Genomic DNA, 25,685 nt, shown 5'->3' with positions numbered 1-25,685 from the left:
GTTTAGTGTCCTTAGTGAAGTTAGAACCAAAAAAGTGTGTTTGATCAAATTGAAGCCATTGAAACATTCGTTCAAAGTTCCCGCGGCTGGCCTTCGCCTGGCGACAACCCAACAACGTTCCATGAGATTCGCAGCTTAGCAGGCAGACTATACAAAGATGCATACGGAGAAGAATTCGCTCAGAAGCTGTTAGGCCACACCTCTGAAACCACCACAAAAATGTACCTTGATGAACGTGATGAGAAAGCATATTTGATGCTCTAATTTTCTGTAAAAGAAATGTTAAGGTACTTTTTGTTGTGTTATAAGAGAAAAAGACCGGAATATAGAAATTCGGAAAAATATCGGACATTTTCGGATCTTCAATCATAACAGATTGATAAATAAGACAAATAAAAAGAGACCGAATACGATTCCTGTATTCGGTCCAGGGAAATGGCTCTTGGGAGAGAGCCGTGCGCTAAAAGTTGGCATTAATGCAGGCTAAGTCGCCTTGCCCTTTAAGAATAGATGACCGTGCCAGGTTTTCCAGTCCGCTGCTAAAGTGGTCAGAAAATTGCACCTGTTAAACGGTCCGGAAAAGAAAAAACCGCACGTTTTCATTATGAAAGCCTGCGGTTTTTTATTGGAAAACAACCAGATATTTATTGTTAACTAGCAGAGCGTTTGTGCCCGTTCAATAAACGGTGCCAGGCTCATTCTCTTCCCGGGCTGCCCCGGTTCATCAACCCGGATCACATCAATCGGCTGCCCGCTGGTTTTCCCTTCCGCCACCTGCTTTTCGGCAACGTCATTGAGCGGATATTGCATCAGCGTGCTGGGGTTAATGACAAACAGCGCATTGCCCGGGCGGCAGGTGAGCATCACCTCTTCCCGGTTGAAAGCCCATTTGTCTTTGCCCATTTCAAAACGGCTGACGGTAATCACCTGCGGGGCGGCAAGTGCCGCGGAGGAGGCCGCCATTAACAGTAAAGAGAGCGCAATTTTCTTCATCATCGTATCGTTCGTATCAGAAAGGTTCCCAGGTCGCGAACAGGCTGACCGCCAGTAGCACCAGCGCACCAAGCACAACTTCGGCCTGAGTGGTGCGGATAAACCACTGCTGCGCCTGTCCCCCGTTCGTGGAAAGTCGTGGCACCAGAACATACCTGTTCACCAGGGCGATTACCACCATCAGCGCCACCAGCGCACATTTCGCTAACAGCATATCGCCATAGGCAGAATCAGAAATCAGTGTTCCCTGAATCAGCCAGGCGTTGATGATACCGGTGAGGATCACCCCCGCCACGGCCAGATGGCCATAACGGGAGAAACGCATCATGGTGTCGATAGCAGGCTGGCGCCATTGCCCCCGCGCCAGACGCAGACAATAAATAAATGGCAGCAGTCCGCCGAACCAGGCGGAAGCGCAAATCAGATGCACCGCGTGATTCAACCGCTGCAGGACGCCGGGCAGCCCTTCCCGCATCGCGGCATGTCCGACACCGGCCAGCAGGATCAGCTGGAAACCCAGCAGGTACAGCATGAGCCGCATGCTGCGCTCCGGTCTGAGTAAGAAGATGATCAACGACAGCCACGCCAGAACGATTTGCCATAGCCAGAGGTTGCCAAAGCGCGTACCCAACACGCCGAACCAGACGTCAGGCAGCAAAACGTCCGCCCAGCCGCCGGCCATCAGTCCGCCCTGCACCATCAGCATCAACGCCGTGCTGACCGCGCTCACGGCGAGGGCGATGCGCATGACCTGCTGAAAACGTCGCGCCAGCAATGGCCGCAAACGGTCCGGTGCCCACCAGCCGCTGTACAACGCACCGCCAAATGCCACCATCACGGTGGCAAAATGGATAAAGCGCAATGCAACCCAGAAAGACGCCAGCATCATTTATTTCACACTGAAATGGTATTGCCCTTTCGTTTTGTGGCCGTCAACGGAAACAACGTGCCAGTCCACGGTATAGTTGCCCGATGCCAGCGGCTGCTGGAGCGGAACCACCAGTTGCTTGTTGTCTTTTTCATCCACGCTGGCTGGCCCGGTGGCGATTTTCGCCTGCTCAGGCCCGGTGAGGGTGAGACCGCTGAATTTTGCTTCCACGCCTTCAGAGAAGGTCAGCGTCAGCGTGCGAGGAGCGTCTGTCACCTGGCTGTCTGCCGCTGGTGACTGATTTTTCAGATGCGCATGCGCCAACGCGCCCGTGGCGGTCAACAGGCTGACCAGCAGAGCCGACGTCTGTAACATTCGCGATGTGGTGAATCCCATATTCTTCATTCCTTTTTGTTATACATGCCGCACAGAGGATAACCCTGTATAATGCGGGAGTCGAGGCTCCCCTGCCCGGACTTGTTATTCTTCGCCACTCCGGGTAATTTCTGCGTCGTAAAAAGAGGAGAACGCTGTGTACGCAAATCTGGCCAAACTTCCCCAGGAAGAGATGGATAAAATCAACGTCGACCTTGCTGCCGCAGGGGTGGTGTTTAAAGAGCGCTATAACATGCCGGTGGTGGCTGAAGTGGTTGAGCGCGAACAGCCTGAGCACCTGCGAAGCTGGTTTCGCGAGCGTCTGATCGCCCACCGGCTGGCATCTGTTTCTCTCTCCCGTCTGCCCTACGAGCCGAAAATAAAGTAATCCTTACTGATAGTTACGCTTCCTTACACTGTCGCTGCTAGACTACGCCGACTATACTCAGGATTGAGTTCGGGACGTTGTGTTTTCGGGACATTGTGTTAAGGATGCCACTATGCCTGTATGGACGATAGCAGCTGCTCAGTATGAGCCGCGCAACCGGAGCGTTGCGGAAAATATTACCCACCATTTACGCTTTATCGACGCCGCCGCCGCGGCATCGTGTGACGTGCTTTTCTTCCCTGAATTATCGCTGACCGGCCCGCTGCGTAACGCGTCGTTGCCGTTACCGCCCGACGCCGCTGAACTGCGCCCGCTCTGCGAGGCCGCCACCCGTCACAAAATCATGGTGATTGCCGGTTTACCGGTGATCAAAAACGGCAAGACCGTCAAAGGCCTGGCCATTTTTGTTCCTGGTAGACAGGAGCCGGTAACCTGTGCGCAGGGCAAAGGCGCCTGCCTCGCGCCGCTGCAAACCACGATCAGCGTTCTGCCGTTTGATGCCGACGCCGCCGAGCTTGATCCCAAAGCTTCACTGCTGGCAACAGGCTACTGCCCCGACGAGCCGCTGGAGCAACAGTCCACCGCCACGTTACAGCGCTTTGCCCACCGGTATGCCATTGCGGTGCTCAAATCCGATTACGCCAGCGGCACGCTGCTCGGCGGCAGCGCGTTATGGGATGAGCAAGGCCAGTTGATTGTCCGCGCCGATCGCGGCGAACTGCTGCTGACCGGGCAAAAGCATGCCGAGGGTTGGCAAGGTGACATCATTCCTTTACGCTAACCTTTTTAAGGCCAGGAGTGAGCCATGCTGCGCGTTATCGATACGGAAACCTGCGGACTGCAAGGCGGCATTGTTGAAATTGCGTCTGTGGATGTCGTTGATGGGGTGATTACCAATCCGATGAGCCACCTCGTACGCCCGGATCGCCCCATCAGCCCGCAGGCGATGGCGATCCATCGGATCACCGAAGCCATGGTTGCCGACCAACCGTGGATTGAGGAGATCGTTCCTCAGTATCAGGGTAGCAGCTGGTATGTGGCACATAACGCCAGCTTTGACCGTCGGGTGTTGCCAGAAATGCGTGGCGAATGGATCTGCACCATGAAGCTGGCGCGTCGGCTGTGGCCGGGCATCAAATACAGCAACATGGCGCTGTATAAATCGCGCAAGCTCAGCGTAACGCCGCCGTCAGGGCTGCATCATCACCGCGCGCTGTATGACTGCTATATCACTGCCGCGCTGCTCATCGATATCATGAATGTGTCCGGCTGGACGCCTGACGAAATGGCGGACATCACTGGCCGTCCCGGGCTGGTGACGACGTTCAGCTTCGGCAAATACCGCGGTAAACCCGTAGCGGAAGTGGCGCAGGACGACCCGGGTTATCTGCGCTGGCTGTTCAATAACCTGGATCGGATGAGCCCGGAGCTGCGGTTAACCCTCAAGCATTATCTCGGCGAATGATTACCCTGCCGGATGACCCGGCAGCGTCTCCTGCGCCAGCGCAATCAGAAAGGTATATTCCATCGCCACACCTTCATAGCTTTTGAATCGCCCGGATTTCCCACCATGCCCTGAATCCATGTCGGTACAGAGCAACAGCAGGCTGTCGTTAGTTTTCATTTCGCGCAGCTTCGCCACCCATTTCGCCGGTTCCCAGTACTGTACCTGCGAATCATGCAGGCCGGTGGTGACCAGCAGATGCGGATAGGCTTTTGCTTCAACGTTATCGTAGGGGCTGTAGCTTTTCATATAGTGGTAATATTCCACATTCTTCGGATCGCCCCACTCCTCAAACTCACCGGTGGTCAGCGGGATAGATTCGTCCAGCATGGTGGTCAGCACGTCGACAAACGGCACCTGGGCGATAACGCCATGGAACAGCGATGGCCGCTGGTTAATGGCCGCGCCCATCAACAGTCCGCCTGCGCTGCCGCCCATGCCGAAACAGAGATCCGGGTTGCCGTACCCCTGCTCCAGCAGCGCGTCGCAGACATCGAGATAATCATTAAAGGTATTTTTCTTGCGCAGAAATTTGCCGTCTTCATACCACGTCTGCCCCAGCTCGCCACCGCCTCGAATGTGCGCAATGGCGAACACAAAACCACGGTCAAGCAAACTCAGGCGGCTGGTACTGAAATCTGCATCCATACAGGAACCATAAGAGCCGTAGCCGTACACCAGCAGCGGGTTGCCGCCTTTGTGAAAGTGTTCTTTGTGATAAACCAGTGACACGGGCACTTCCACGCCATCGCGCGCTGTGACCCACAGGTGCTCGCTGCGGTATAAGCTGCTGTCGAATCCCTTAACTTCCTGCTGTTTCAGCACTCGCCGCTCGCCGGTGTCCATGTCCAGTTCAAACAGCGTTGTGGGCGTGGTCATCGACGAATAGCCGTAGCGCAGACGGGACGTTTCCGGCTCCGGGTTATAGGCAAGCCAGGTGACATACGCGGGATCGTCAAAGGCGATACCGGTCACTTCGCGCGTTTTGCGGTTGATTTGCCGCAGGCTGGTGAGCCCCCTCTGGCGCTCTTCAACCACCAGCCAGTCGGTAAACAGCGTAAAACCTTCCAGCATCACTTCGTCACGCGCAGGAATGAGCGTCTCCCACTGGCCCTCGTCGCGCACCGTGGAGCGGTACAGACCGAAGTTTTTGCCGTCGCGGTTGGAGCGCACATAAAAGCGGTGCTGATAATGGTCGAGACTGTATTCATGATCTTTGCGGCGCGGCAGAAAAATATCCGGCTGCGCGTCCGGCAGTTCGGCGTCCAGCTGCAGCACTTCGCTGGTCGTGGCGCTGGCTAAATAGATCAGCACAAAGTGGCGTGACGTGGTTTTGTGCAGGCTGACGTAAAAGGTCTCGTCGTGCTCTTCATACACCAGTTCATCGGAGGCCATCGGCGTGCCGACCGTATGCCGCCAGACCTGATACGGCAGCAGCGTAACGGGATGCTTACGCACATAGTAGAGCGTCATGGAGTCATTACCCCACACCACATCCGGTGTGACGTTATCCAGCAGTTCAGGATACCAGTTTCCGCTCTCCAGATTTTTCAGCCGCAGCCCGTACTGACGCCGCGAAAGATAATCCTCCGCCAGCGCCATAATGGTGTTATCAGGTGAGATCACCATGCTGCCGAGCGTGTAAAACTCGCTGTGCGAGGCGCGCTGGTTGGCGTCGAGCAGCACGTCCCACGCTTCCCACTCCGCTTTGATCACCGACTGGCGCTCATAAATAGCGTATTCGCAGCCCGCTTCGTAGCGATACCGGTAGCGGTAGCCATTGCGGGTATAAGGAGCAGACATTTCCTGCTGCGGAATGCGATCGACAATTTCTTTGAGCACCCTGTCCTGCAGCGCGCTCTGGGTGTCCATCACCCGCCGACCGTAGTCGTTTTCCTGTTTCAGGTACTCAAGGACTTCCGGCTGCGAACGGGTGTCGTCACGCAGCCAGTAGTAATTATCGATTCGTGTATCGCCATGCAAAGTCATGGCGTGAGGGCGTTTTTTCGCTTTTGGTAACATTGCATTGTACTTTTTATTCCACATCCTCTAAGGGTGGCAAAAGTCAGCGATGATGCAAGCGAAACCTATCACGGAACCGCTAAAGCGCCTGTTTTTGCTGCTGAAGATCCTGTTCGATGCTCGTGCGAACGTCCTGAGGGATCTTTAGCGCCTCGCCAAGCGCATTCAGATAGCTGCGCTCCATAAAGTGATCGATATCGATGGCGGCACAGCTGAGGAAATAGAGTTCAAGCGCCTCTTCCTCGTTCTGCACATCGCGCGCCAGCCGCTGCGGATCGAGCGGTTGTTCGATGGCCTGCGTCACCAGCGCTCTGCCTTGCGCCTCGACGCCGGCTTCGCGCAGCTGCTGTTCAATGGCCGCCCGCTCTTTGTCGTCGATATGTCCGTCACTTTTAGCGGCAAACACCAGCGCCAGAATCAGCCGCTCCGTGCGCGCATCAAGCGTCGCCTGCGGCATCTCCTGTACGGGCTGGGGCTGCGCCGTACTGCCCATCCGATCTTTATACTTGTTCCACAGCACCGTGCCGGCAATCGCGCCACCACCCGCCAGCAGCGCGCTGGTGCCATATTTCGCCAGCAGCTTGCGCGACGACTTGCTGGAGAGCAACAGCCCTGCCAGCCCGCCCAGCGCACCGGGTACCAGCAGGTTATTTAATCCCTGTTGGTTTCCTGAGGATGCCGTGCCGCTGTTTTGCCCCAGTAACGACTGTAATTGATTTAACCAGTTAGCCATGTTTCACCCCAAAATGGATAGACGTAAACCACAGAATAAACAGGGTGATGTCAGGAAATGTCTGTTTCAGCTAAAGAAGCGCAAATAAGTCTTGCCCTGGTCAGCAAGACAGACGCAAACGTTTTCGTTTATAATGCGCCATCGCTTTTTATCCCGGGAAATCGTTATGACTTTATTAGGAACCGCGCTGCGCCCTTCGGCCACGCGCGTGATGTTATTGGGTTCTGGAGAACTGGGCAAAGAGGTCGCCATTGAGTGCCAGCGGCTGGGTCTCGAAGTGATCGCGGTCGACCGCTATGCCGATGCGCCCGCGATGCATGTCGCGCATCGTTCTCACGTCATTAACATGCTGGATGGCAACGCCCTGAAGGCGCTGGTCGAACAGGAAAAACCTGATTTTGTGGTGCCGGAGATCGAAGCGATCGCCACCGATATGCTAATCGAACTGGAAGCCGCCGGCCAAAAAGTGGTGCCCTGCGCCCGCGCCGCAAAACTGACCATGAACCGCGAAGGCATTCGCCGCCTTGCCGCAGAAGCACTGGCGCTGCCGACTTCCGCCTACCGTTTTGCCGACAGCGAAAGTGCCTTCCAGGAAGCCGTTGCGGCCATTGGTTTACCGTGCATCGTCAAACCGGTGATGAGCTCGTCGGGTAAAGGCCAGAGCTTTATCCGCTCCGCTGCACAGCTGAGCGATGCCTGGCAGTACGCTCAACAGGGCGGCCGTGCCGGTGCCGGACGCGTTATCGTCGAAGGCGTGGTGGAATTTGATTTTGAAATCACCCTGCTCACCGTCAGCGCCGTTGATGGCGTCCATTTCTGCGCGCCGATCGGTCATCGTCAGGAAGATGGCGATTATCGTGAATCCTGGCAGCCGCAACAGATGAGCCCGCTGGCGCAGGCACGCGCGGAAGAAATCGCCCAAAAAGTGGTGCTGGCGCTGGGCGGTTATGGCCTGTTTGGCGTGGAACTGTTTGTCTGCGGGGATGAGGTAATTTTCAGCGAAGTCTCGCCGCGCCCGCATGATACCGGCATGGTGACGCTGATTTCGCAGGATGTGTCGGAATTCGCCCTGCACGTTCGCGCGTTTCTTGGCTTGCCCGTCGGTGGCATTCGTCAGTACGGTCCCTCGGCCGGGGGGTGACCCTGCCGCAACTGACCAGTCAGAATGTCACCTTTGATAACGTGCAGGCGGCGGTTGGCGCCGGCGTGCAGTTGCGTCTGTTTGGTAAGCCGGACATCGACGGTTCCCGTCGCTTAGGCGTGGCGCTTGCTGTGGCGGAAGATATCGAGCAGGCGGTCGCGAAAGCAAAAGCCGCGGCGTCGTCTGTGGTGGTGAAAGGGTAATAAAAAAGCCTGGCGGCGCGATGCCACCAGGCTTATTTCGAACTTACTTCGCGCCTTCTACGGCTTCGCGCGCCAGTTTAGTGATGCGATCCCAGTCACCCGCTTCCAGCGCGTCGGCCGGAACCAGCCAGGAGCCGCCGATACACAGCACGCTTTTCAGCGCCAGGTAATCACGGTAGTTCGCCGGGGAAATACCACCGGTCGGGCAGAAACGGATATTGCCGAACGGTCCGGCAATCGCCTGCAGCGCTTTCACGCCGCCGTTGGCTTCCGCAGGGAAGAATTTAAACTCTTTCAGACCGTAGTCCATGCCCAGCATCAGTTCAGAAACGGTGCTGATACCCGGGATCAGTGGAATAGTGCCTTCTGTTGCGGCTTTCAGCAGCGGCTCGGTCAGGCCCGGGCTGATGGCGAACTGCGCGCCCGCGTCGGTCACTTCTTTCAGCTGTTTAACATTGGTGACGGTACCCGCACCGATGATCGCGTCAGGCACTTCTTTGGCAATGGCGCGGATCGCGTCAAGCGCACAGTCGGTACGCAGAGTCACTTCCAGCACGCGGACACCACCGGCCACCAGCGCTTTCGCCATCGGCACCGCATGTTCCAGCTTTTTCACTACGATAACCGGTACTACAGGGCCGTTGGTCAGGATTGTTTCTGCTGTTGTTTTCCAGTTTTTCATCAGAGTTTTTCTCTCGCCAGATCGATAATTCTTGTCGTCTTAAAAGGTGATGCAGGTTGCACCCTGCTCTGCGCCGGACAGTTTTTCACGCAACGCGCCAAACAGTTCGCGGCCGGTGCCTGTGCGCGAGGCGCTCAGGTCAGGAATATGCGGCTGACGGGCGGCCAGTTCGGCATCGTCCACCAGCAGCGTCAGTTCCCCGGTCTGCCCGTTCACGCGAATCATGTCGCCATCGCGAACTCTGGCTAACAGACCGCCGTCATACGCTTCCGGGGTCACATGGATAGCTGACGGCACTTTACCTGAAGCGCCAGAGAGTCGTCCATCGGTAACTAACGCGATTTTGAAACGGCGGTCCAATAATACACCTAAAGGCGGCATAAGTTTATGTAATTCTGGCATGCCGTTGGCTTTTGGCCCCTGATGGCGCACCACAACGACACAATCTTTATCCAGCAGCCCGGCTTCAAAAGCAGGCAGTACGTCGTGCTGACTCTCAAAGACCACCGCTGGCGCTTCAATAATCTGATTCTCAACCGGCACAGCGGACGTTTTCATGACCGCGCGGCCAAGGTTGCCGCTCAGCACTTTGGTGCCGCCATGATGCGAGAACGGGTTGTCGAAGGTGGCAATGATGTCGCTGTCCAGCGACGCGGCCGCCCCTTCACGCCAGTCCAGCTCGCCGTTGTTGAGCCACGGCTCCATGGTGTAGCGCGTCAGGCCAAAGCCCGCGACGGTGTTGACATCTTCATGCAGCAGACCGCCTTTCAGCAGCTCGCGCACCAGCACCGGCACACCACCGGCAGCCTGGAAGTGGTTGATATCGGCCGGGCCGTTCGGGTAGAGACGCGCCATTAACGGCACCACGTCAGAAAGGTCAGAGAAATCGTCCCAGTTGATGATAATGCCCGCCGCGCGCGCCATCGCCACCAGGTGCATGGTGTGGTTGGTCGAGCCGCCGGTCGCCAGTAGCGCGACGATACCGTTGACCACCACTTTTTCATCAAACATTTTGCCGAGCGGCATCCATTCGTTACCGTTGCCGGTCATGCGGGTCACCTGACGCGCGGCGGCAGCGGTTAACGCCTCACGCAGCGGCGCATCCGGGTGTACAAACGACGAGCCCGGCAGTTGCATCCCCATAAACTCGATGACCATCTGGTTGGTGTTCGCCGTGCCGTAGAATGTACAGGTGCCCGGCGCATGATACGACGCGGCTTCTGATTCCAGCAGCGCCATGCGATCGACTTTGCCTTCCGCATACAGCTGGCGGATGCGGACTTTCTCTTTGTTCGGCAGTCCGCTGGCCATCGGGCCGGACGGAATAAAGATCGACGGGAGATGACCAAACGACAGCGCCGCCATCGCCAGGCCGGGGACGATTTTGTCGCACACGCCAAGATACAGCGCGCCGTCAAACATGTTATGAGACAGCCCCACCGCCGCCGACATGGCAATCACTTCGCGGCTCAGCAATGACAGCTCCATCCCGTCCTGCCCCTGCGTCACGCCGTCGCACATCGCCGGTACGCCGCCCGCCACCTGGCCGACCGCGTTAGCGCTGTGCAGCGCTTTGCGAATGATGTCCGGGTAGTGTTCGTACGGCTGATGCGCCGACAGCATGTCGTTGTAGGAGGTAATGATGGCGATATTGTTACGCAGCATGCTTTTCAGCGCGGCTTTATCGTCAGGCTGGCAGGCGGCGAAGCCGTGCGCCAGGTTACCGCAGGCCAGTTGAGATCGGTGTACGGTCTCCGCCTTTGCCTGGTTAATCCGTTCGAGGTACGCCGCGCGGGTCTCCCGCGAGCGGTCAATGATTCGCTGTGTTACGCGTAACATTATCGGGTTCATAGAAGCTCCTCAAATTTATCTGTCCGGGCCGCGGGATTAACAAGACTGTCAGTAATGTTTAACAATGCTGAAACGCTTGAATGCCGGAGCTCAGGGGCAAAATCGCTTCAGTCAGTGTAATAAAAAAAACTCCGCGGGGAAATCCACGCGGAGCTTATTAGTGCAAAAAATCACCATTAATGTGTATCAGATCATGTTACCGGTAAAATAACACCTCTGGATAACCTCATCTGGCTTATTCAAACTCGTTCCAGGAACGGCCATCACGGGTGATCATCGCCACGGACGCGACCGGTCCCCAGGTGCCTGCCTGATACGGTTTCGGCGCATCCTGATCGGCAGCCCAGGCTTCGGTAATGGAGTCAACCCATTTCCACGCCTCTTCGACTTCATCACGACGCACGAACAGCGCCTGAATGCCACGCATGGTTTCCAGCAGCAGGCGCTCGTAAGCGTCTGCCAGGTGCGTTTGATTGAAGGTTTCGGAGTAGCTCAGATCCAGCTTGGTGATCTGCAGGTTATGTTTGTGGTCGAGACCCGGCACTTTGTTGAGCACCTGGATATCCACGCCTTCGTCCGGCTGCAGACGAATGGTCAGCTTGTTCTGCGGCAGATCCTGCCAGGACTCTTTGAACAGGTTCAGCTCAGGCGTTTTGAAGTAAACCACCACTTCAGAACATTTGGTCGGCAGACGTTTACCGGTACGCAGATAGAACGGCACGCCCGCCCAGCGCCAGTTGTCGATGTCGACGCGGATCGCCACAAACGTTTCAGTATTGCTGCTCTTGTTGGCGCCCTCTTCTTCCAGATAGCCCGGCACTTTTTTGCCCTGCGCAAATCCGGTGGTGTACTGACCCCGGACGGTTTTTTCACGGACATTGGAACGGTCAATGCGACGCAGCGATTTCAGCACTTTGACTTTTTCATCACGGATGCTGTCTGCGCTGAGGTCTGACGGCGGCGACATTGCGATCATGCACAGGATCTGCAGCAGATGGTTCTGGATCATGTCGCGCATCTGACCGGCCTGGTCGAAGTAACCCCAGCGGCCTTCAATCCCCACTTCTTCCGCAACGGTGATTTCCACATGATCGATCGTGCGGTTATCCCAGTTGTTAACGAACAGCGAGTTAGCGAAGCGCAGCGCCAGCAGGTTCAGTACCGTCTCTTTACCCAGATAGTGGTCGATGCGGTAAACCTGGCATTCATCAAAATACGTGCCGACCTGGTCGTTGATTTCACGGGAGGTCTCAAGCGACGTACCCAGCGGTTTTTCCATCACCACGCGCGCCGGTTTGGCGTTCAGTTTTGCCTCGCCGAGCCCTTTGCAGATCGCGCCAAAGGTGCTGGGCGGCATGGCGAAATAGTTAATAGTGACGCGCTCTTTTTGATCGAGCATTTTGCCAAGGCGGGTAAAGGCTTTGGTGTCGTTGACGTCCAGATTGCAGAAATCCAGTCGGCCGCTCAGCGTATCCCATAAACCTTCATCAATTTTTTCCTTCATGAAGGTTTCCAGTGCTTCACGCACGACCCTGGTGTACGCGTCTTTGTCCCAGTCTGCGCGTCCAACCCCGATGATGCGAGTGTCAGGGTGAATTTGACCTGATTTTTCGAGCTGATACAGGGAAGGCAGCAATTTTCGACGAGCCAGATCTCCCTTGGCGCCGAAAATGACCAGATCACATGCCTGGGCTGTTTGCGTTACCGCCATGTCATTCTCCTTAGTTGATTTCCCGGCGTTGGCGCCAGGACTTCGTTGTAATTTTATTACGGTGCACTGTACTGTGTTTACGTATTTCCCGAAACCCTATTCCGCGATTTGCGCCGCTAAAGCGCATCCTTTGAAAAAGTGCGCGCGCCGGTTTCAGGCAAGTGGCTAATTTTGTTCGTTCTTTCGCCCTGAACGCTGTCGTTAAAACACGACTCTGATCAAGTAATGAAAAAAAACAACATTTCCGCTCGTTGTTCTTTACCCTTACGTTCTCCCGAGGGGTATATTCTTGCTAATTCGCATGACGATTTCACCCATTTCAGAAATCGCTTAAGTTGATGAGCGTTTAATAATGAACATGCTTGAAAAAATCCAGTACCACCTTGAACACCTTAGCAAATCTGAACGCAAAGTGGCTGAAGTTATCCTCGCCGACCCGGCTCAGGCCATCCATTCAAGCATTGCCACCCTGGCGCTGCAAGCCGGCGTCAGTGAACCCACGGTAAACCGTTTTTGCCGCAGCCTTGAAACCCGCGGTTTCCCGGACTTCAAGCTGCATCTGGCGCAAAGCATCGCTAACGGCACGCCCTATGTTAATCGCAACGTTGATGAAGATGACAGTGTAGAAGCCTATACCAGCAAAATCTTCGAATCGGCGATGGCGAGCCTCGACCACGTTCGTCAGTCGCTGGATATGGGCGCAGTAAATCGTGCGGTTGACCTGCTTACGCAGGCGAATAAGATCGCCTTTTTCGGCCTCGGCTCCTCGGCCGCGGTTGCGCATGACGCGATGAACAAATTCTTCCGCTTCAACGTGCCCGTTATCTATTCCGACGACATCGTTCTGCAACGTATGAGTTGTATGAATTGCAGCGATGACGACGTTGTGGTGCTGATTTCCCACACCGGCAGAACTAAAAGCCAGGTCGAACTGGCACAGCTGGCCCGCGAAAACGATGCCATGGTGATCGCCATTACCTCTCCCGGCACACCGCTTGCCCGAGAGGCCAGCCTGGCAATTACGCTCGACGTACCGGAAGATACTGACATTTACATGCCTATGGTTTCGCGCCTGGCACAATTAACTGTTATTGACGTCCTGGCGACGGGTTTTACGCTACGCCGGGGGGCAAAATTCAGAGATAACTTGAAGAGAGTCAAAGAAGCGCTGAAAGAATCGCGTTTTGATAAGGAATTGCTGCTGCGCAGCGATAATCATTAAAAATCGAAAACCAGGTTGTAACTTATTTGTACATTCGGTTAAGTTCCTCCAGAGTTAACGTGAGGAACGACACCTGAATTCCTGTTCACGCAACACCAAAGTTGTTTCAGTCAACGGAGTATTACATGTCCAGAAGGCTTCGCAGAACTAAGATTGTCACCACGTTAGGCCCGGCTACTGACCGCGACAATAATCTCGAAAAAATTATTGCGGCTGGCGCTAACGTAGTGCGTATGAATTTCTCTCACGGCACCCCGGAAGACCACAAACTGCGTGCTGATAAAGTGCGTGAAATTGCAGCCAAACTGGGCCGCCACGTCGCCATCCTCGGCGATTTGCAGGGGCCAAAAATCCGTGTTTCTACCTTCAAAGAAGGCAAAGTTTTCCTCAATATCGGCGATAAATTCCTGCTCGATGCAAGCTTGGGTAAAGGCGAAGGCGATAAAGAAAAGGTCGGCATCGACTATAAAGGTCTGCCAGCGGACGTGGTCCCTGGCGACATTCTGCTGCTCGACGATGGTCGCGTGCAGTTAAAAGTCCTGGAAGTCCAGGGGATGAAAGTGTTCACCGAAGTGACTGTCGGTGGCCCGCTCTCCAACAACAAAGGCATCAACAAACTCGGCGGCGGTCTGTCTGCCGAAGCATTGACTGAAAAAGACAAAGCGGATATCCAGACCGCGGCGCAAATCAGCGTTGACTACCTGGCCGTCTCCTTCCCGCGCTGCGGCGAAGATCTTAACTACGCCCGCCGCCTGGCGCGCGATGCCGGCTGTGACGCCAAAATCGTCGCTAAAGTTGAGCGTGCAGAAGCCGTCTGCACCCAGGACGCAATGGATGACATCATTCTGGCTTCTGACGTGGTGATGGTAGCCCGTGGCGACCTCGGTGTGGAAATCGGTGACCCGGAACTGGTCGGCATTCAGAAAGCCCTGATCCGCCGCGCCCGTAAGCTGAACCGCGCGGTGATCACCGCAACGCAGATGATGGAATCGATGATCACTAACCCGATGCCAACCCGTGCGGAAGTGATGGACGTGGCGAACGCCGTGCTCGACGGCACCGACGCCGTAATGCTTTCTGCGGAAACCGCGGCGGGTCAGTATCCGGCGGAAACCGTTGCCGCGATGGCACGCGTTTGCCTCGGCGCTGAGAAAATCCCGAGCATTAACGTTTCTAAACACCGCCTCGACGTGGAATTTGATAACGTTGAAGAAGCGATTGCCATGTCAGCGATGTATGCGGCAAACCACCTGAAAGGCGTGACGGCGATTATTACCATGACCGAATCCGGTCGCACCGCGCTGATGACCTCGCGCATCAGCTCCGGCCTGCCGATTTTCGCTATGTCCCGTCATGAACGTACTCTGAACCTGACCGCGCTCTACCGTGGTGTAACCCCGGTGTTCTTCGACAGCGACAACGACGGCGTTGCCGCCGCCAACGATGCGGTGAATCTGCTGCGTGATAAAGGCTATCTGATGTCCGGTGATATCGTGATCGTCACCCAGGGCGACGTGATGAGCACCATCGGCTCTACCAATACCACCCGCGTGATGACTGTCGAGTAAACGCTCGCCGCCAGAACGACAAAGCGCCCCGACGGGCGCTTTTTTATTTCTTCGGAAACAGCTCTTTGCGTTTATAGGGTTCGGTTTCACCCGGCTTGCGCGTTTTCAGCAGTTTGAGGATCCAGGTGTACTGCTCAGGATGCGGCGTGACAAAAATCTCCACTTCCTCGTTCATCCGCCGGGCGATAGTGTTGTCGTCCGCCTTCAGCAGATCATCCATCGGCGGGCGAACTTCGACCGTCAGGCGGTGGGTTTTGCCATCGTAAACCGGGAACAGCGGCACCACCCGGGCGCGGCAGACTTTCATCAGGCGGCCAATCGCTGGCAGCGTCGCTTTATAGGTGCCAAAGAAATCAACGAATTCGCTGTGCTCTTCGCCGTGGTCCTGATCCGGCAGATAGTAGCCCCAGTAGCCCTGACGCACCGACTGAATAAACGGTTTGATACCGTCGTTGCGGGCGTGCATACGGCCACCAAAACGGCGTCGTACGGTGTTCCAGACGTAATCAAAGACCGGGTTGCCCTGGTTATGGAACATCGCCGCCATCATCTGTCCCTGTGACGCCATCAGCATTGCCGGAATATCCACGCCCCAGCCATGCGGCACGAGAAAAATCACCTTCTCGTTATTGCGCTGCATCTCATCGATAATGTCTTTGCCACGCCAGTCCACGCGCTTCATCACTTTCTTTGGATCGCGCAGGCCCAGCTCGGCCATCATCACCATCGCCTGTGGCGCGGTGGCGTACATCGCATCGATCATCGCTTCTCGCTCCTGCTCGCTCTTTTCCGGGAAGCAGTACAGCAGATTGATTTGCGCACGACGGCGTGAACTGCGGGCCAGTCGCCCGACCATTTTTCCGAGCTTGCCAAGCAGCGGATCGCGAAAGGACGGCGGCGTTAACGCAATACCCGCAAAGGCGGCAACGCCCAGCCAGGAGCCCCAGAAGCGCGGGTGCAAAAAAGATTTTTCAAAGACAGGAATAAACTCACTATTATTTTTTTTCGTTTCCATGCAGGTTCACAGTTGCGCGAGCAATTAAAGATAATGGGATAGTGTAGCGAGGTGTCCGCTTACGCACAAAACAAAAAGCCGGTGCACAGAGGCACCGGCCTGAGAAATGACGGCTTCTAGTCGAAACGCAGTTGCGGGATCACCTCTTTCGCCTGCGCCAGGTAATCGCGGCGATCGGATCCGGTCAGACCTTCGGTGCGCGGCAGTTTCGCCGTCAGCGGGTTAACCGCCTGCTGGTTGATCCACACTTCATAGTGCAGATGCGGCCCGGTCGAACGCCCGGTGTTGCCGGACAGCGCGATGCGGTCGCCACGTTTCACTTTCTGACCCGGTTTCACCAGCATTTTGCGCAGGTGCATATAGCGCGTGGTGTAGGTACGGCCATGACGAATCGCAACGTAATAACCTGCGGCACCACTGCGTTTCGCTACAACCACTTCGCCATCACCGACCGAGAGCACCGGCGTGCCCTGCGGCATGGCGAAATCGACGCCACGGTGCGGTGCGACACGACCCGTTACCGGGTTCTGGCGACGCGGGTTAAAGTTGGACGACACACGGAACTGACGTGCGGTCGGGAAACGCAGGAAGCCTTTTGCGAGACCCGTACCGTTACGGTCGTAGAATTTGCCGTCTTCGGCGCGGATCGCGTAGTAATCTTTACCGGCGGAGCGCAGACGCACGCCCAGCAACTGGCTCTGTTCACGCTTGCCGTCCAGCATTTCACGGGACATCAATACGGAGAACTGATCGCCTTTTTTCAGTTTGCGGAAGTCCATCTGCCACTGCATGGCTTTGATCACTGCGCTCACTTCACCGCTGGTCAGGCCCGCTGCCCGCGCGCTGGCAACAAAGCTGCCACCCACGGTGCCGTTCAGGGTGCTGTTAACCCAGTCACCCTGCTGCATTTCGCTGCTCATGTTGAAACCGGTCGCGGTACGATCGTAGGTGCGGGTTTCGCGGCGGGACATTTCCCAGGTCAGACGCTGCAGATCGCCTTCAGCGGTGANGTTGCGCAACTCTTTATCGGCAGTCGCCAGTTGGGTGATATCACCCATGTCGATGCCATACTGATTCAGAATGCTGCTGAGCGTATCGCCGGTAGAGACCACATACTCATGTACCCCGGCTTCGCTGGCGATTTTATCGTCAAGCTCATCCTGCGGAATGGCTTCATCTTCCTGCGCGGACTGGTCGATAGGTTCACTGGCTTCAGGCAGCAGAGAACGAATTTCGTTTTTCTCAAGCTCAATGGTTCTGACAATCGGTGCGGATTCAGGATGGTAAACATAGGGTCGCCAGACGGCGACCGCTAAAGTAAGAACGGTCAGCGACCCCAGCATTACGCGGTGAGGTCGCGGCAAGTTATTAAATGCCAGGGCGACAGAGCGGGCTATCTGTTGCACGTATTCACTTCCTCATTAATCTCCCTTCAGGCAGCTCGCGTACTGATTCGCCAGTTGAGTAATAAACTGCGCGTAGCTCGTTTTACCCAACGTGATGTTTGTTCCAAGAGGGTCTAAGGTTCCCATGCGCACGGACGTCCCTCTGGCAACAGCTTCTACGACGGCTGGCCTGAACTGTGGCTCAGCAAAAACGCATGTCGCTTTCTGCTCAACCAACTGTGTTCTTATTTCATGTAAACGCTGTGCACCAGGCTGTATTTCCGGGTTGACGGTAAAGTGACCCAGCGGGGTCAGGCCGTAGTGTTTTTCGTAGTAGCCGTAGGCATCATGAAAAACGAAGTACCCTTTTCCTTTCAGCGGTGACAGCGCAGCAGTAACCTGTTTATCGGCCTGATTCAAATTTTCTTCAAAAGCCTTCAGGTTTTCGTCGAGCCGTGCCCGACTTTGCGGCATAAGTTCCACTAATTTATCATGGATTGCAACCGCTGAGAGGCGCGCTATCTCTGGCGAGAGCCAAAGATGCATGTTGTAATCGCCGTGATGGTGATGCTCGTCACTTTTTTCATCATGCCCGTGTTCATGTCCATGATCGTCATCGTCGTCGTCGGCACCTTTCATGAGCAACGGTTTCACACCATCGAGGTGCGCAATCGTTACCTTCTTGTTCGCCGCAATGCTTTGCGTTGACTTATCCATAAATGCTTCCATCTCCGGACCAATCCAGACCACTAAGTCTGCATTCTGTAAGCGTTTTACATCAGACGGCCGTAATGAATAATCATGCTCAGAGGCACCGTCAGGCAGTAACACCTGCGTCTCTGTAACCCCATCAGCGATGGCGGAGGCGATAAATCCAATGGGTTTAAGCGAAGCGACAACGGCAGCATTCGCCGGGAGCGCCGCGCCAGCCAACAACGCGGCGGAAATGCCAGCGCAAAGAAGCGTATTTTTATGTAACATAATGCGTCTACTGATCGTATTGTTTGTGGTAAATGTGATATTATAACATTCACATTCGAGTGCAACCCTTTTATTAAAATGACAAATCTTGTAACGCTGGACCACGTCGCGGTCACATTTGGTCAACGGCGCGTGCTATCTGATATTTCCCTGGCGCTGAAGCCGGGAAAAATTTTAACTCTCCTTGGCCCTAACGGTGCCGGGAAATCGACGCTGGTGCGCGTGGTGCTCGGGCTCGTTACGCCTGATGAGGGAGTGGTGACGCGGGAAGGTAAATTGCGCATCGGCTATGTGCCGCAAAAACTGCATCTTGATGCCACGCTGCCGCTGACCGTCAGCCGTTTTTTGCGCCTGCGTCCTGGTACGCGCAAAGCCGATATTCTCCCTGCCCTGAAGCGTGTGCAGGCAGGCCATCTTATTGATGCACCGATGCAAAAGCTCTCCGGGGGCGAAACGCAACGTGTGCTGCTGGCGCGCGCCCTGCTGAATCGACCGCAGTTGCTGGTGCTCGACGAACCCACGCAAGGGGTCGATGTCAACGGCCAGGTGGCGCTGTACGATCTTATCAATCAGCTGCGCCAGGAGCTGGATTGCGCAGTGCTGATGGTTTCCCATGATCTGCATCTGGTGATGGCGAAAACCGATGAGGTGCTGTGCCTCAACCAACACATCTGCTGTTCCGGAACGCCTGAAGTGGTCGCGCTGCATCCTGAGTTTATGTCCATGTTTGGCCCCCGTGGCGCTGAGCAACTGGGCTTCTACCGCCATCATCATAATCATCGTCATGACCTGCAAGGTCACATCGTTTTGCGTCGGGGAAATGGCCGTCCATGATTGAATTATTGTTCCCCGGCTGGCTGGCCGGAATTATGCTCGCCTGCGCGGCAGGTCCGCTTGGTTCTTTCGTCGTGTGGCGCCGCATGTCGTACTTTGGCGATACCCTCGCCCACGCCTCGTTGCTGGGTGTGGCGTTTGGATTGCTGCTGGATGTGAACCCCTTCTATGCGGTGATAGCCGTAACCCTGCTGCTGGCCGCCGGGCTGGTATGGCTGGAGCGCCGCCCGCAACTGGCGATTGATACCCTGCTGGGGATCATGGCACACAGCGCCCTGTCGCTGGGTCTGGTGGTGGTGAGCCTGATGGCCAACGTGCGGGTGGATTTGATGGCCTATCTGTTTGGCGATCTGCTGGCCGTCACCCCGGAAGATTTGATTTCTATCGCCCTGGGCGTGATCGTTGTGGTGGGTATTCTGCTGTGGCAGTGGCGCAATCTGCTGTCGATGACCATCAGCCCGGACCTGGCGTTTGTCGATGGCGTGAAGCTACAGCGCGTGAAGCTATTGCTGATGCTGGTCACGGCGCTGACCATTGGCGTGGCGATGAAGTTCGTCGGCGCGCTGATCATCACCTCGTTGCTGATTATTCCTGCGGCAACCGCGCGGCGTTTTGCCCGTACGCCAGAACAAATGGCCGCGGTGGCAGTGGGAGTGGGAATGATGGCAGTAACAGGTGGGTTAACCTTTTCGGCGTTCTATGACACGCCTGCGGGTCCATCGGTGGTGCTCTGCGCAGCGTTGCTGTTTATTTTCAGCATGCTGAAAAAACCTGCGCAGTAAAATATCTTTGCCCCGGCAGCGCATCGCGGACCGGGGCAATAACCGTCAGGGCATTTCAGGCGGCTTAATGCCGAAGTGATCCCACGCGCGCACCGTCGCCATGCGTCCACGCGGCGTGCGCTGTAAAAAGCCCTGCTGGATCAGATACGGCTCCAGCACATCCTCAATTGTTTCACGCTCTTCGCCGATGGCGGCGGCAAGGTTATCCAGCCCGACCGGCCCACCGAAGAATTTATCAATGACCGCCAGCAGCAGCTTGCGGTCCATGTAGTCAAACCCTTCGGCATCGACGTTCAGCATATCCAGCGCCTGAGAAGCAATCTCCAGCGAGATGGTGCCATCGTGACGCACTTCGGCGTAATCACGCACGCGGCGCAGCAGGCGGTTGGCGATACGGGGCGTACCGCGGGCACGGCGGGCCACTTCCAGCGCGCCTTCTTCGCTCATCTCCAGCCCCATATAGCGCGCGCTACGCCCGACGATGTGCTGCAAATCAGGCACCTGATAAAACTCGAGGCGCTGCACAATGCCGAAACGGTCACGCAGCGGCGAGGTCAGCGAGCCCGCGCGGGTGGTCGCGCCAATCAGCGTAAACGGCGGGAGATCGATTTTAATGGAGCGCGCCGCCGGCCCTTCGCCAATCATAATATCGAGCTGGTAATCTTCCATCGCCGGATAAAGCACCTCTTCCACCACCGGTGACAGGCGATGAATTTCGTCGATAAACAACACGTCGTGAGGTTCGAGGTTGGTGAGCATCGCCGCCAGATCGCCCGCCTTTTCCAGCACCGGACCTGAAGTGGTACGCAGATTAACGCCCATCTCGTTGGCGACAATATTCGCCAGGGTGGTTTTGCCCAGCCCCGGCGGGCCGAAAATCAGCAGATGATCGAGCGCGTCGCCGCGCAGTTTCGCCGCCTGGATGAAAATCTCCATCTGCGAGCGAACCTGTGGCTGGCCGATATACTCTTCAAGCAGCTTAGGGCGGATGGCGCGATCTACCACCTCTTCCTCGCTGGTACTGCCTGCTGTGACCAGGCGGTCTGCTTCAATCATCCTTTACCTCACAACGCGGCGCGGAGCGCTTCGCGGATCAGAGTTTCACTGTTGGCGTCCGGTCGGGCAATTTTGCTCACCATCCGGCTGGCTTCCTGAGGTTTATAGCCCAGCGCCACCAGCGCAGCAACCGCTTCCTGCTCTGCGTCGCCATCGGTAGCGCTGGCCGGTGACGTCAGTACCAGATCTGCTGCCGGGGTGAACAGGTCGCCATGCAGTCCTTTAAAGCGGTCTTTCATTTCAACAATCAGACGTTCGGCCGTTTTCTTACCGATGCCCGGCAGTTTCACCAGCGCCGCCGCTTCTTCACGTTCAACGGCGTTGACGAACTGCTGCGCCGACATACCAGAAAGAATGGCGAGTGCCAGTTTCGGGCCAACACCGTTGGTTTTGATCAGCTCACGAAACAGCGTGCGCTCTTGTTTGTTGTTAAACCCGTACAGCAGTTGCGCATCCTCGCGCACCACAAACTGGGTGAAGATCACCGCTTCTTTGCCGAGGTCAGGCAGTTCATAAAAACAGGTCATTGGCATATGGACTTCATAGCCCACGCCTCCCGCTTCGAGTAACACCAACGGGGGTTGTTTTTCGAGAATAATGCCTCTGAGTCTGCCTATCACATGACGCTCCTGCGTTAAGGATGAAGTGGATATAAAGAAACTGCTGCCATCATAAAAAAAGGCTGGATAGATATCCAGCCTGATTTGTCATTATCTTAACCGCCCTCGCGCCAGATTTAACCGCGTTTCACTCATTTGCATCGCGTTCTGACTGACGTGACAGTGGGTGATGGCGATGGCCAGCGCATCGGCGGCGTCGGCCTGCGGATTCGCGGGGAGTTTCAACAGGGTACGCACCATATGCTGCACCTGACTTTTCTCCGCGCCGCCCGTCCCGACGACCGTTTGCTTCACCTGACGGGCCGCATATTCGAACACCGGCAGATCCTGATTCACCGCCGCGACAATAGCCACCCCGCGCGCTTGCCCAAGCTTCAGCGCCGAGTCGGCATTTTTCGCCATGAACACCTGTTCGATAGCAAAAATATCAGGCTGAAACTGGGTGATGATCTCCGTCACGCCCGCGTAAATCAGCTTAAGCCGCGACGGTAAANATCCACTTTGGTGCGGATACAGCCGCTGCCAAGATAGGTTAACTGGCGGCCGACCTGGCGGATCACACCATAACCGGTGACGCGCGAACCCGGGTCGATACCGAGAATAATGGCCATCACGCGTCTCCGGTTAACGATTCAGGCTGCTCCATTACAGAGTAGCCGCGACCTCATCAGAGATCTCACCGTTGTGATAAACTTCCTGCACATCGTCGCAGTCTTCCAGCATATCGATGAGACGCAGCAGTTTCGGTGCAGTTTCCGCATCCATGTCCGCTTTGGTGGAGGGGATCATAGAGACTTCCGCGTTGTCCGCTTTCAGACCTGCGGCTTCCAGTGCATCACGCACGGTGCCCATCTCTTCCCACGCGGTGTATACGTCAATCGCGCCGTCATCAAAGGTGATAACGTCTTCTGCACCCGCTTCCAGCGCCGCTTCCATGATGGTGTCTTCGTCACCGGCTTCGAAAGAGATCACGCCTTTTTTGCTGAACAGATACGCGACGGAACCGTCAGTGCCAAGGTTGCCACCGCATTTGCTGAAAGCATGACGCACTTCTGCCACGGTACGGTTACGGTTATCGGACAGGCATTCCACCATCACCGCCGTGCCGCCTGGGCCGTAACCTTCATAAATGATGGTTTCCATGTTCGCGTCTTCGTCACCACCGACGCCACGCGCGATGGCGCGGTTCAGGGTGTCGCGCGTCATGTTGTTCGACAGCGCTTTATCGATAGCCGCACGCAGACGCGGGTTGGAACCGGCGTCGCCGCCGCCCAGACGCGCTGCCGTGACCAGCTCGCGAATGATTTTGGTAAAGATCTTACCGCGCTTGGCATCCTGTGCCGCTTTGCGGTGCTTGGTGTTGGCCCATTTGCTATGACCTGCCATAAAAATATCTCCAAATTTTCCTGCGCCTTTCAGCTTCCAGATGCGTTGGCTGTCACCGCCCACACCAGTCACTTACTTCAGTAAGCTGCTGGTGATGTCCGGTCTTGCCGCCTTCCTGGAAACTGAAATTCTGGGAAANNGGGCGCCAGCGCCTGCCGCATCGACCCAGCGGTAAGCCAGATGCTCGCTAAACACGATTGACCGTTCGTGAGGCAACGCAAGACAGAACCACGATTCCGTATTGCGCTCTATGCCCGGCGCATAGCGATGACGTAAATGTGAAAAAATCTCGAACTCCACCGTGCGCTGACAGTCAATTAAGGCCAGTTGCTCAGACGCCACATCAATGGCGACCTCTTCCTTTACTTCACGCGCGGCGGCCTGCGACGCGGTTTCCCCCTCTTCCAGACTGCCGGTAACCGACTGCCAGAATTCGGGATCGTCGCGCCGCTGTAGCATCAGCACCCGTTTCGTATCCTGCGCGTAGATAACAACAAGAATAGAAACGGGACGCTTGTATGCCATATCAGTTGTTCTCTGCCTTTTTAATCACTTCAATGCCCAATTCGGCCAGCGCCGTCGGGTTGGCGAAGCTCGGCGCTTCGGTCATCAGACACGCCGCCGCGGTCGTTTTCGGGAACGCGATAACGTCACGGATGTTGTCGGTGCCGGTCAGCAGCATGGTCAGACGGTCAAGACCGAACGCCAGACCCGCGTGCGGCGGCGTACCAAACTTGAGCGCATCCAGCAGGAAGCCAAACTTCTCACGCTGTTCCTGCTCATTGATACCGAGAATGCCAAACACAGTTTGCTGCATTTCACCGTTATAAATACGTACGGAACCGCCGCCCACTTCGTAGCCGTTGATCACCATATCGTACGCGTTCGCCACCGCATCTTCCGGCGCGGCTTTCAGCTCTGCGGCGGTCATGTCTTTCGGAGAAGTGAACGGGTGGTGCATCGCAGTCAGGCCACCTTCGCCGTCGTCTTCGAACATCGGGAAATCGATGACCCACAGCGGCGCCCATTTGCTTTCGTCCGTCAGCCCCAGGTCTTTACCCAGTTTCAGACGCAGCGCGCCCAGCGCATCGGCGACCACTTTTTTGTTGTCCGCGCCGAAGAAAATCATGTCGCCGTCCTGCGCGCCGGTACGCGCGAGAATGGTTTCCACAATTTCAGCGTTGAGGAATTTCGCCACCGGGCTGTTGATCCCGTCCAGACCTTTCACACGCTCGTTGACTTTAATATAGGCCAGCCCTTTCGCGCCGTAGATCTTAATGAAGTTGCCGTAGTCGTCAATCTGCTTACGGCTTAAGCTGGCACCGCCCGGTACGCGCAGCGCGGCAACACGGCCTTTGGCGTCGTTCGCCGGACCGGCAAACACGGCGAAATCGACGTTTTTCAGCAGATCGGCAACGTCCACCAGCTCCATCGGGTTACGCAGATCCGGTTTATCGGAACCGTAACGACGCTCGGCTTCGGCAAAGGTCATCACCGGGAATGTGCCCAGGTCTACCCCTTTGATTTCCAGCCACAGCTGATGGATCAGCGCTTCCATCACTTCGCGCACCTGCGGTGCGGTCATGAAAGACGTTTCCACATCAATCTGGGTAAATTCTGGCTGACGGTCAGCACGCAGGTCTTCGTCGCGGAAGCATTTTACGATCTGATAGTAGCGGTCAAAACCGGACATCATCAGCAGCTGTTTGAACAACTGAGGCGACTGCGGCAGCGCGTAGAATTTGCCTTTATGCACACGCGAAGGCACCAGGTAGTCGCGCGCGCCTTCCGGCGTGGCTTTGGTCAGCATCGGGGTTTCGATATCGAGGAAACCGTGGTCGTCCATAAAGCGGCGCACGAAGCTGGTGATTTTGGCGCGCGTTTTCAGGCGCTGGGCCATTTCCGGGCGACGCAGATCCAGGTAGCGGTATTTCAGACGCGCTTCTTCGGTGTTGATCTGGTTAGAGTCCAGCGGCAGCGGCTCGGAACGGTTGATGATGGTGAGTTCACTGGCAAATACTTCGACTTCACCGGTCGCCATATCGCGGTTGATGTTTTTCCCGTCACGGGCACGGACGGTACCGGTGATCTGGATGCAGAACTCGTTACGCAGTTCGGACGCTCGCTTAAATACCTCTTCGCGATCCGGATCGAAGAACACCTGAACGATGCCTTCGCGGTCACGCATATCGATAAAGACAAGGCTTCCGAGATCACGACGGCGGTTGACCCAACCACACAGCGTCACCTGCTGCCCAACGTGGGACTGACGCAGCTGTCCGCAATATTCTGTACGCATGAGAGTTCCCTTAACTTAGCCGCAGGCCGATTGTCGCCTGCCTCGCAGGCACTACTGTCGCAGCTT

General features: G+C 56.1%; 23 protein-coding genes and 3 pseudogenes. 9 read left to right on the top strand and 17 right to left on the bottom strand.

Annotated features, from left to right (window positions below; all coding sequences use genetic code 11):
- Nucleotides 1-102: 102 nt before the first annotated feature.
- Nucleotides 103-264, top strand: a pseudogene (locus GM30_RS24805) (tyrosine-type recombinase/integrase); the annotation flags it as partial.
- Nucleotides 265-654: 390 nt separating this feature from the next.
- On the opposite strand, the gene GM30_RS17570 reads toward GM30_RS24805, so the two are convergent.
- The 3 genes from GM30_RS17570 to yobA are packed head-to-tail and all read right to left on the bottom strand — an operon-like array spanning nucleotide 655 to nucleotide 2,257.
- A complete protein-coding gene (locus GM30_RS17570) occupies nucleotides 655-996 on the bottom strand; it encodes a YebY family protein (protein ID WP_155484005.1) in 342 nt (113 codons plus the stop codon).
- 13 nt (nucleotides 997-1,009) lie between these two features.
- A complete protein-coding gene (gene copD / locus GM30_RS17565; RefSeq protein WP_049849692.1) occupies nucleotides 1,010-1,879 on the bottom strand; it encodes a copper homeostasis membrane protein CopD in 870 nt (289 codons plus the stop codon).
- 3 nt (nucleotides 1,880-1,882) lie between these two features.
- The gene (yobA, locus tag GM30_RS17560; protein ID WP_049849674.1) at nucleotides 1,883-2,257 is read right to left on the bottom strand and encodes a CopC domain-containing protein YobA; all 375 of its coding nucleotides are present in this window, start codon (nucleotides 2,255-2,257) and stop codon (nucleotides 1,883-1,885) included.
- Between the two features lie 136 nt (nucleotides 2,258-2,393).
- Here yobA and GM30_RS17555 point away from each other — a divergent pair, with 136 nt between their 5' ends.
- From GM30_RS17555 to exoX, 3 genes are all read left to right on the top strand, one after another.
- Nucleotides 2,394-2,624: a DNA polymerase III subunit theta gene (locus tag GM30_RS17555; RefSeq protein ID WP_072091842.1), complete on the top strand. Its 231-nt coding sequence runs from the start codon at nucleotides 2,394-2,396 to the stop codon at nucleotides 2,622-2,624.
- A 112-nt stretch (nucleotides 2,625-2,736) separates the two neighbouring features.
- Nucleotides 2,737-3,405, top strand: a complete 669-nt coding sequence (locus GM30_RS17550) for a carbon-nitrogen hydrolase family protein (protein ID WP_049849673.1) — start codon at nucleotides 2,737-2,739, stop codon at nucleotides 3,403-3,405.
- 24 nt (nucleotides 3,406-3,429) lie between these two features.
- On the top strand, nucleotides 3,430-4,089 hold the full coding sequence (exoX, locus tag GM30_RS17545) for an exodeoxyribonuclease X (RefSeq protein WP_049849672.1): 660 nt from the start codon (nucleotides 3,430-3,432) through the stop codon (nucleotides 4,087-4,089).
- Here exoX and ptrB read toward each other — a convergent pair whose 3' ends face one another.
- Both ptrB and GM30_RS17535 read right to left on the bottom strand, forming a co-directional pair.
- A complete protein-coding gene (gene ptrB, locus GM30_RS17540; RefSeq protein WP_049849671.1) occupies nucleotides 4,090-6,150 on the bottom strand; it encodes an oligopeptidase B in 2,061 nt (686 codons plus the stop codon).
- A 79-nt stretch (nucleotides 6,151-6,229) separates the two neighbouring features.
- Entirely contained in the window at nucleotides 6,230-6,883 is a 654-nt protein-coding gene (locus GM30_RS17535) for a tellurite resistance TerB family protein (protein WP_049849670.1), read from the bottom strand.
- Nucleotides 6,884-7,049: 166 nt separating this feature from the next.
- Here GM30_RS17535 and purT point away from each other — a divergent pair.
- Nucleotides 7,050-8,227: pseudogene (gene purT / locus GM30_RS17530) on the top strand (formate-dependent phosphoribosylglycinamide formyltransferase).
- Between the two features lie 43 nt (nucleotides 8,228-8,270).
- On the opposite strand, the gene GM30_RS17525 reads toward purT, so the two are convergent.
- The 3 genes from GM30_RS17525 to zwf form a co-directional block, all read right to left on the bottom strand.
- On the bottom strand, nucleotides 8,271-8,909 hold the full coding sequence (locus GM30_RS17525) for a bifunctional 4-hydroxy-2-oxoglutarate aldolase/2-dehydro-3-deoxy-phosphogluconate aldolase (RefSeq protein WP_049849669.1): 639 nt from the start codon (nucleotides 8,907-8,909) through the stop codon (nucleotides 8,271-8,273).
- 39 nt (nucleotides 8,910-8,948) lie between these two features.
- Nucleotides 8,949-10,760, bottom strand: a complete 1,812-nt coding sequence (edd, locus tag GM30_RS17520) for a phosphogluconate dehydratase (protein ID WP_049849668.1) — start codon at nucleotides 10,758-10,760, stop codon at nucleotides 8,949-8,951.
- A 235-nt stretch (nucleotides 10,761-10,995) separates the two neighbouring features.
- Nucleotides 10,996-12,471, bottom strand: coding sequence for a glucose-6-phosphate dehydrogenase (zwf, locus tag GM30_RS17515; RefSeq protein ID WP_049849667.1), 1,476 nt, complete (start codon nucleotides 12,469-12,471; stop codon nucleotides 10,996-10,998).
- Between the two features lie 352 nt (nucleotides 12,472-12,823).
- Between zwf and GM30_RS17510 the strand changes: the two genes are divergently transcribed.
- Nucleotides 12,824-13,693, top strand: a complete 870-nt coding sequence (locus GM30_RS17510) for a MurR/RpiR family transcriptional regulator (protein WP_049849666.1) — start codon at nucleotides 12,824-12,826, stop codon at nucleotides 13,691-13,693.
- Nucleotides 13,694-13,818: 125 nt separating this feature from the next.
- The gene (gene pyk, locus GM30_RS17505; RefSeq protein ID WP_049849665.1) at nucleotides 13,819-15,261 is read left to right on the top strand and encodes a pyruvate kinase; all 1,443 of its coding nucleotides are present in this window, start codon (nucleotides 13,819-13,821) and stop codon (nucleotides 15,259-15,261) included.
- 43 nt (nucleotides 15,262-15,304) lie between these two features.
- Here pyk and lpxM read toward each other — a convergent pair whose 3' ends face one another.
- From lpxM to znuA, 3 genes are all read right to left on the bottom strand, one after another.
- Nucleotides 15,305-16,276 carry a lauroyl-Kdo(2)-lipid IV(A) myristoyltransferase gene (gene lpxM, locus GM30_RS17500; protein WP_049849664.1) on the bottom strand — a complete coding sequence of 324 codons (972 nt, stop codon included), beginning with the start codon at nucleotides 16,274-16,276 and terminating at the stop codon, nucleotides 15,305-15,307.
- A 116-nt stretch (nucleotides 16,277-16,392) separates the two neighbouring features.
- The gene (gene mepM / locus GM30_RS17495; protein ID WP_072094161.1) at nucleotides 16,393-17,682 is read right to left on the bottom strand and encodes a murein DD-endopeptidase MepM; all 1,290 of its coding nucleotides are present in this window, start codon (nucleotides 17,680-17,682) and stop codon (nucleotides 16,393-16,395) included.
- A 15-nt stretch (nucleotides 17,683-17,697) separates the two neighbouring features.
- Nucleotides 17,698-18,642, bottom strand: a complete 945-nt coding sequence (gene znuA, locus GM30_RS17490) for a zinc ABC transporter substrate-binding protein ZnuA (RefSeq protein ID WP_049849662.1) — start codon at nucleotides 18,640-18,642, stop codon at nucleotides 17,698-17,700.
- A gap of 78 nt (nucleotides 18,643-18,720) precedes the next feature.
- Here znuA and znuC point away from each other — a divergent pair, with 78 nt between their 5' ends.
- Together znuC and znuB are read left to right on the top strand one after the other, a co-directional pair.
- Nucleotides 18,721-19,476, top strand: coding sequence for a zinc ABC transporter ATP-binding protein ZnuC (znuC, locus tag GM30_RS17485; protein ID WP_049849661.1), 756 nt, complete (start codon nucleotides 18,721-18,723; stop codon nucleotides 19,474-19,476).
- Nucleotides 19,473-20,258, top strand: a complete 786-nt coding sequence (znuB, locus tag GM30_RS17480; RefSeq protein ID WP_049849660.1) for a zinc ABC transporter permease subunit ZnuB — start codon at nucleotides 19,473-19,475, stop codon at nucleotides 20,256-20,258. Before znuC ends, znuB begins: the two co-directional genes overlap by 4 nt.
- A 45-nt stretch (nucleotides 20,259-20,303) precedes the next feature.
- Here the strand turns inward: znuB and ruvB are convergent, their stop codons facing one another.
- The 6 genes and pseudogenes from ruvB to aspS form a co-directional block, all read right to left on the bottom strand.
- Nucleotides 20,304-21,314 (bottom strand): Holliday junction branch migration DNA helicase RuvB, encoded by a 1,011-nt coding sequence (ruvB, locus tag GM30_RS17475; protein ID WP_049849659.1) that lies wholly within the window; start codon nucleotides 21,312-21,314, stop codon nucleotides 20,304-20,306.
- A gap of 8 nt (nucleotides 21,315-21,322) precedes the next feature.
- The gene (gene ruvA, locus GM30_RS17470; RefSeq protein WP_049849658.1) at nucleotides 21,323-21,934 is read right to left on the bottom strand and encodes a Holliday junction branch migration protein RuvA; all 612 of its coding nucleotides are present in this window, start codon (nucleotides 21,932-21,934) and stop codon (nucleotides 21,323-21,325) included.
- 90 nt (nucleotides 21,935-22,024) lie between these two features.
- Nucleotides 22,025-22,545 (bottom strand): annotated as a pseudogene (ruvC, locus tag GM30_RS17465) (crossover junction endodeoxyribonuclease RuvC).
- 34 nt (nucleotides 22,546-22,579) lie between these two features.
- Nucleotides 22,580-23,320, bottom strand: coding sequence for a YebC/PmpR family DNA-binding transcriptional regulator (locus tag GM30_RS17460; RefSeq protein ID WP_049849690.1), 741 nt, complete (start codon nucleotides 23,318-23,320; stop codon nucleotides 22,580-22,582).
- 72 nt (nucleotides 23,321-23,392) lie between these two features.
- Nucleotides 23,393-23,845, bottom strand: coding sequence for a dihydroneopterin triphosphate diphosphatase (nudB, locus tag GM30_RS17455; protein WP_049849657.1), 453 nt, complete (start codon nucleotides 23,843-23,845; stop codon nucleotides 23,393-23,395).
- Nucleotide 23,846: 1 nt separating this feature from the next.
- A complete protein-coding gene (gene aspS / locus GM30_RS17450; protein WP_049849656.1) occupies nucleotides 23,847-25,619 on the bottom strand; it encodes an aspartate--tRNA ligase in 1,773 nt (590 codons plus the stop codon).
- Between the last annotated feature and the right edge of the window lie 66 nt (nucleotides 25,620-25,685).

Source organism: Trabulsiella odontotermitis (genome assembly GCF_001188485.1).
GTDB classification, from domain to species: Bacteria; Pseudomonadota; Gammaproteobacteria; order Enterobacterales; family Enterobacteriaceae; genus Trabulsiella; species Trabulsiella odontotermitis_A.
Note: the sequence above shows the minus strand (reverse complement) of the source record. Positions and strands in the feature narration are given on the sequence as shown.